This is a genomic window from Coprococcus sp. RTP21428st1_C9_RTP21428_210409 (assembly GCF_040227395.1).
In the GTDB taxonomy this organism is placed as follows: Bacteria; Bacillota; Clostridia; order Lachnospirales; family Lachnospiraceae; genus Coprococcus; species Coprococcus aceti.
Genome location: NZ_JBEHVV010000103.1, coordinates 1 through 7,062, shown reverse-complemented (window position 1 = coordinate 7,062; position 7,062 = coordinate 1). Strand labels below are relative to the sequence as shown.

5 protein-coding genes are annotated in these 7,062 nt (G+C 48.2%); 2 read left to right on the top strand and 3 right to left on the bottom strand.

Annotation, left to right across the window (positions count from 1 at the left end; all coding sequences use genetic code 11):
* Positions 1-171 precede the first annotated feature (171 nt).
* Positions 172-1,986 carry a DNA primase gene (gene dnaG, locus ABUA34_RS13485; protein ID WP_161171904.1) on the bottom strand — a complete coding sequence of 605 codons (1,815 nt, stop codon included), beginning with the start codon at positions 1,984-1,986 and terminating at the stop codon, positions 172-174.
* Between the two features lie 28 nt (positions 1,987-2,014).
* Positions 2,015-3,019: a deoxyguanosinetriphosphate triphosphohydrolase gene (locus ABUA34_RS13480; RefSeq protein ID WP_022216126.1), complete on the bottom strand. Its 1,005-nt coding sequence runs from the start codon at positions 3,017-3,019 to the stop codon at positions 2,015-2,017.
* Between the two features lie 160 nt (positions 3,020-3,179).
* Between ABUA34_RS13480 and uvrC the strand changes: the two genes are divergently transcribed.
* Positions 3,180-5,003, top strand: a complete 1,824-nt coding sequence (gene uvrC / locus ABUA34_RS13475) for an excinuclease ABC subunit UvrC (RefSeq protein ID WP_349823478.1) — start codon at positions 3,180-3,182, stop codon at positions 5,001-5,003.
* 13 nt (positions 5,004-5,016) lie between these two features.
* Complete coding sequence (gene yfbR, locus ABUA34_RS13470) at positions 5,017-5,619, top strand: 5'-deoxynucleotidase (RefSeq protein ID WP_055147010.1); 603 nt, start codon at positions 5,017-5,019, stop codon at positions 5,617-5,619.
* Positions 5,620-5,704: 85 nt separating this feature from the next.
* Here yfbR and ftsH read toward each other — a convergent pair.
* A partial coding sequence (gene ftsH, locus ABUA34_RS13465) for an ATP-dependent zinc metalloprotease FtsH (RefSeq protein WP_349823477.1) occupies positions 5,705-7,062 on the bottom strand: 1,358 nt, incomplete at its 5' end.

The window sequence follows — 7,062 nt, the reverse complement described above, 5'->3', positions numbered from 1 at the left end:
CTATAACGTTCTTCTTGCTGTGAGCTATGTCAAGCAATTCCTGAAGCTTTGTGTTGAACTTTGCGTTGATCGCATCGTCCTCACTCACCTTGATCATATACTTGTCTTCATTTGAATTGATCGCATCCATTGTACTCATATCTTTCCTCCACATAATGTATTGTTTATTTCTTATAAAATAACTTTAAACTTTTCTATCTTTTTCCTGTCCTTGATGAGCTGCTGAACCTTCATCATGTCATTCTCGCTCTCAAGCTGCTTTTTTATGCTGGCAAGCTTTATCTTTTTCACGACCTCGGTTATGGCATTGCCAATCTCCTCCTCGGTCATGTCTATCGCCAGATCTGTCTGGAGCATGCCTGCCACCAGTCTCTGTTCCTCCACATCCTGGAATGTGTTCACAACCACAGCGGGCTCAACCTTGTGCTTCTCCCTGTACTGTGAGTACAGCTTGTCCGCTACGGTCCGGTATATTCCCGGCTCAAAGTCCGCCTCACTCACCACGCCGTCAAGTCTGGCAAACAGCTCCGGCCGGTTCACAAGCCATGTGAGCAGCAGCTTGGCGGTCTTATTATCCTTTGTCTCAGGTCTTCCCGGAGCTCCCGCGCTCTGGTCTCCCGGGAACTCTTCATAGCCCTGCTGTTCCTGGAGTCTGCGGGTCTCCCGCTCCACTATCTCCGGCTTTGCCGTGCCCGCAACACCGTAGGCATGTACCTTCGCGGCAAGGGCATCCTTGTCGATCACATATTTCCTCGCTATGGCATCGACATAATTATTTCTCTCCAGGTCGTCCTCAATATATGCCAGTTCCCTCGCTATCTGGTTCTGGAACTTGGTCAGCTCACCCGGATCGCTCTGGTCATATTCCTCAGAATATATCCTTGCAAGGAACATCATTCCGCTCTCAGCTTTCTTTATCCTCTCCTCAAATGCCTCGCTTCCAAGGTTCTGTATGAACTCATCGGGATCCTTGTACGGTCTCATATTGATGACCCTTGCGCCGACTCCGACCTCCCGGAGAATTGCTATGACCTTCTTCGTCGCCTCCACGCCTGCGCCGTCACTGTCGTACGCCAGATAAACCTCATCGGCATATCTCTTTATTATCCCAGCATGTCCAAATGTAAATGCCGTTCCAAGGGATGCCACGGCATTGTCAAATCCTGCCTGATGCATGGAGATGACATCCATATATCCCTCACAGCATATAAATCCTTTTCTCCTGCTCCGCCTTGCTATGTTCATGGCAAACAGCGTATGGCTCTTGTCGAACACCGCAGTATCACTGGTATTTATATATTTCGGTTTTCCATCGCCCATGACTCGTCCGCCAAATGCGATGACCTTGCCGTTTATATCCAGTATCGGGATCATGGCTCTGTTCCAGAACTTGTCCACACCACCTTCCTTCTCACTGATCTCAACAAGTCCCGAGCCCTTCATCTGATCATCTGTATATCCCTTGCTCTTCAGATACCTGTACAGATCATCCCTGTATATATCTGAATATCCAAGCGCAAATTTATTTATCGTCTCATCAGAGAGACCTCTTGTCTCGTGAAAATACTCATAAGCCTTCTCACCATGCTGGCTGTGCTTCAATATATAATGAAAATATGCAGCCGCAGTCTTGTTCATCTCCCTGAGCGTTATCTTATACTGCTCCCTCGACCTCTCCTGGGCGTTCATGGACTTCTCAGGGAGCTGTACTCCAGCCCTCTCCGCAAGCCTCTCCACCGCCTCCGGGAAATTGAGGTTCTCATATTCCATGACAAATGTAAACACGTTGCCACCGACTCCGCAGCCGAAGCAGTGATACATCTGTTTTTCCCTGTTGACCTTAAATGACGGAGTCTTCTCATGGTGGAACGGACAGCATGCCTCGTAATTCGCGCCCTTCTTCTTAAGGCTTGCGTAGCTTCCGATAACATCCACTATATCATTTCTTGACAAGACTTCATTTATCACGTCATCCGAATAATACAATTCGATTCCTCCTGTTTGTCAGGTATGCTCAGACCTTCCAGGACTTCGGTATATATATACTCTTAAATGTCTCTATCGCATAATTGTCTGTCATACCAGCTATGTAGTCGCACACGACTGTCTTGGGATCCTCTCCCATATATATCATCTCAACACATTCATTTGTCAGCCTGCTGGCGTCCTCAATGAAGTATTCATACAATATCCTCAGCATCTTGTCGGCCTTGAGCTCCTCGCTCTTGGCTATCGGGTTAGTGTAGAGATATCTGAACATGTATGTTCTCAGCTTCCCCAGAGCATCCCCGATCTCCGCCGACATACCGACATAATCCTTGTCCTGACTCGTATTTATCACATCATGTATGAGACAGTTCAGTCTGGTGCGGGTATTCTTCCCGAGAATGTCGGTGATATTGGTCGGAAGATCCTCCTCCTTCAATATGTTACCCCTTATCGCATCATCTATATCATGATTGACGTACGCTATCTTGTCCGCCAGTCTCACACACTGTCCCTCCAGCGTATGCGGAGTGCATGATGTCTTATGGTTTAGCATTCCGTCCCGGACCTCCCAGGTGAGATTAAGTCCCTCACCACGGTTCTCAAGACGTTCCACAACCCTTACGCTCTGAACATTGTGGCTGAAATTATTGCCCGCGCAGGCCGCAAGTGTCCGCTCACCGACATGTCCAAATGGCGTATGTCCCAGGTCATGTCCCAGCGCTATCGCCTCCGTCAGATCCTCGTTGAGCCTGAGTGATCTGGCTATCGTCCTTGCTATCTGCGACACCTCCAGAGTATGGGTCAGTCTGGTCCTGTAGTGATCATCACCCGGCGACAGAAATACCTGAGTCTTATGCTTAAGTCTCCTGAACGCCTTGCAGTGGAGTATCCTGTCCCTGTCTCTCTGGTAGACCGTTCTGAGGTCGCACTGCTCCTCCGGTCTGTCACGTCCTGTGGACTGATCACTGAACGCCGCATATCTGCTGAGCACTTCGTGCTCCCTTTTTTCCTGCTGTTCCCGTATCGTCATAGAATCTCTCCTATCACATGATCAATATTTCTTACCACACATTTTTATTATTCTCCGTTTTTTCTCAAAATCCTTTTTTATTTTTCAAATTTTCTGAGGAAAGAATGACATGATAGTAAGTATAGTGATATACTTATCTAAGATTTTTGAGGTGAATGACATGTTTGATTTTGAAGAAGAACTTAAGAAGCTCCCCCATGTCCCAGGAGTATATCTCATGCACGATTCGGGGGATCATATTATATATGTAGGAAAAGCCATAGATCTGTACAACAGAGTACATCAGTATTTCCAGACCGGCTACAAGAAATCCCCGAAGATTCAGAAGATGGTATCCCATATTGCATGGTTTGAATATATTGTCTGCGGTTCAGAGATCGAGGCTCTCGTTCTAGAGTGCAACCTTATAAAGGAGCACAGACCGCATTACAACACCATGCTCACGGATGACAAGGGTTATCCCTATATCCGCATTACTGTGGAGGAGGATTACCCGCGCATACTGTACAGCCATCAGATGAAACGGGATCACTCCAAATATTTCGGCCCATACACCAATTCCAAAGCGGTGAAGGATATCATAGAGCTACTGAAAAAGCTGTATCACATCAGGAGCTGCAACAAGGTTCTGCCAAGGGATATGGGCCTTGAAAGGCCCTGCCTGTATCACCAGATAAAGCAGTGCATGGCGCCCTGTCAGGGATATATCTCCAAGGAGGATTACAACAAAAATGTCCAGGATGCCATAAGCTTTCTGAACGGCAACCACGGTCATGTGATCAGGGATCTCGAAAAGCAGATGAAGGAGCTGTCCGAGGATATGGAATTTGAACAGGCCGCCGAGATCAGGGATCTGATAAAGAGCATCCATCACATTGAGTCCACCCAGAGAGTCGGTGACACAAGCGCAGACGACAGGGATGTGATCGCCATGGCCACCGATCTTGGAAATGAGTGTGTCATATCCATATTCTTCATAAGATCCGGCAAGATGATCGGCAGGGAACACTACCACATGAGCGGCGTAAATGCTGAGGCTTACAGCACGATAATGGAGTCTTTTCTCAAGCAATACTACGCTTCCACTCCATATCTGCCAAAGGAGATCATTATCGAGCAACAGATTGAGGACTACAAGGTCATCGAGGAATATCTGAGCGCCCGCCGGGGAAGTCAGGTACACATCATTGTTCCCCAGAAGGGAGACAAGCAGAAGCTTCTCAAGCTGGCAAAGGACAATGCTTTTCTGGTCATGAACCAGGATGCCTACAAGCTCAAGCGTGAAAAGGAGCGCACTGAGGGTGCGGCAAATGAGCTGGCACAGCTTATCGGAGTTTCATCCGCAAGACGCCTTGAAGCATTTGATATATCGCATATAAGCGGCTATCACTCCGTGGCATCCATGGTGGTATTTGAAAACGGACGCGCCAAGAAGAATGACTACAGAAAGTTCAAGCTCAGGACCATAGACGGGCCGGATGACTACGCAAGCATGAGGGAGGTACTCACAAGAAGGTTCACAGACGAGCGGTTTAATATCTACCCTGATGTACTCATGATGGATGGCGGCCGGGGTCAGGTCAACATAGCTCTGGAGGTTCTTGACGAGCTTGGTCTCAACATCCCGGTATGCGGAATGGTAAAGGATGACCACCACAGAACCAGAGGACTCTATTACAACAACAAGGAGATAGATTTCCCTGCAAATACACAGGCCTTCAACATGATAACAAGACTTCAGGATGAGGCCCACAGATTTGCAATCGAGTACCACAGAAGTCTCAGAAGCAAATCCCAGATCCACTCAGTTCTGGACGATATTGAGGGCATCGGTCCGGCAAGGAGAAAGGCTCTTCTGGCATACTTCAAGGACATAGACAAGATCCGTGCCGCCAGCATTGCTGATCTCGAGATCCCGCAGGGAATGAACAAGACTGCAGCCACTGCGGTATATAATTTTTTCCACAACGATAAACAGAAGTAACGAGGATTTTATGATGGAATACAACTTTTTTGCACTTATATCACGAATGAAATATATTGACAGATGGGCACTCATGAGGAACAACCGCGAGGAGAATCTGTGTGAGCACTGCCTGGAGGTGAGCATGATAGCCCACGCACTGGCAACCATCGGCAATGTACGCTACGGCAAGACTCTGAACGCCGAGAGAGCTGCACTCATAGGTCTCTATCACGATGCATCGGAGATCATCACCGGTGACATGCCGACCCCGGTGAAATACTACAACGATGATATCAAGACAGCCTTCAAGGATGTGGAAGATATCGCATGCCACACACTTCTTGACAAGCTGCCGGGCGATCTCAGACCAGCCTATGAACCGATATTTTTTAAGGATGCCGACGACGAGAACGATGTATATCTCTGGAAGCTCGTCAAGGCGGCTGACAAGCTGTCCGCCCTGATCAAATGCATGGAGGAGACAGGATCGGGAAATACCGAGTTCTCCAGTGCCATGGGTACGATCATGAATTCCGTGTCACAGATGGCTGAGACTTATCCTGAGGTAAACGACTTCGTGTGCGAGTTTTTACCGGCATACGGCAAGACCCTGGACGATCTTCAGCAGATATAATCTAAAGCAGATATAGAAAAAAGAGAAGCCGGAGCTTTTTGCCAGCCCCGGCTTCTCTTTTTTTGATCTTATTATTGTTATAATTTTATTCCTGTTCAACATTTTGTTCAGCATTTTCAACTCTGTTGAATATATCCATGAACTCCTGGCCTGTTATCGACTCCTTCTCTATCAGATACTGTGCGATGGCATCCAACGCATTCATGTGCTCTGAGAGAAGCTTCTTGGCCTCATCATATGCCTTCTTGAGCTGATTCCTAATCTCCTCATCGACCTTTGCAGCAGTCTTATCTGAACACTGAAGCACTGCATTTCTGTCGAGATATTTTCCCTGAACAGTCTCAAGCTGCATGAGTCCGAACTTGTCTGACATTCCGTACATGGTTATCATCGCTCTCACTGTCTTGGTCGCCTGCTCTATATCATTTGCCGCGCCGGTGGTCACTGACTCGAATTTCAATTCCTCTGCAGCTCTTCCGCCGAGGGTCGTCACAATGTTCGCCTCAAGCTCAGCCTTGGTCTCCATATACTTCTCTTCCTCAAGCACCTGCCATACATATCCCAGAGAACCCATCGTTCTAGGAACTATTGTAATTCTCTGAACAGGCTCAGTGTGCTTCTGGAGAGCAACCAGAAGAGCATGTCCAACTTCATGATATGCAACGACCTTCTTCTCCTGGTCGCCGAGCAGCTTGCCCTTCTTCTCTTTTCCTGCAAATACAAGCTCCACCGCACCAATCAGATCAGCCTGTGAAACCATGCTCCTTCCGGATCTGACCGCAGTGAGCGCCGCCTCATTTATTATGTTGGCGAGATCTGCTCCAACCGCACCTGCTGTGGCAAGCGCAAGCTCACGGAGATCCACAGTCTCATCCATCTTGACATTTCTGGAGTGTACCTTCAGCGTGTCTATTCTACCCTGAAGATCCGGCTTCTCAACTATTACTCTTCTGTCAAATCTTCCCGGTCTCAGGAGTGCCTTGTCAAGTGTCTCCGGCCTGTTGGTCGCAGCCAGTATCACTATTCCCTTGGATGTGTCAAATCCATCCATCTCGGCAAGAAGCTGGTTCAGTGTCTGTTCTCTCTCCGAATCACCGCCCCTCACGCTGTCTCTGCTCTGGCCTATGGCATCTATCTCGTCTATGAATATTATACAAGGAGCCATCTCAGATGCCTGTTTGAACAGGTCTCTGACTCTCGATGCTCCGACTCCCACGTACATCTCCACGAAGCTTGATCCCGACATGGAGAAAAATGGCACGTTTGCCTCTCCGGCAACAGCCTTTGCCAGAAGTGTCTTTCCGGTTCCCGGAGGGCCGACCAGCAGTGCTCCCTTTGGAAGCTTTGCACCTATAGCCATATACTTCTTAGGGTTGTGAAGGAAGTCGACCATCTCAGTCAGGGATTCCTTTGCCTCATCCTCTCCTGCAACATCTGCAAATG

Bases quoted from the DNA above. Each gene is read 5' to 3' on its own strand.
- ABUA34_RS13480 (WP_022216126.1), bottom strand. From the start codon at position 3,019: ATGACGATACGGGAACAGCAGGAAAAAAGGGAGCACGAAGTGCTCAGC.
- uvrC (WP_349823478.1), top strand. From the start codon at position 3,180: ATGTTTGATTTTGAAGAAGAACTTAAGAAGCTCCCCCATGTCCCAGGA.
- yfbR (WP_055147010.1), top strand. From the start codon at position 5,017: ATGGAATACAACTTTTTTGCACTTATATCACGAATGAAATATATTGAC.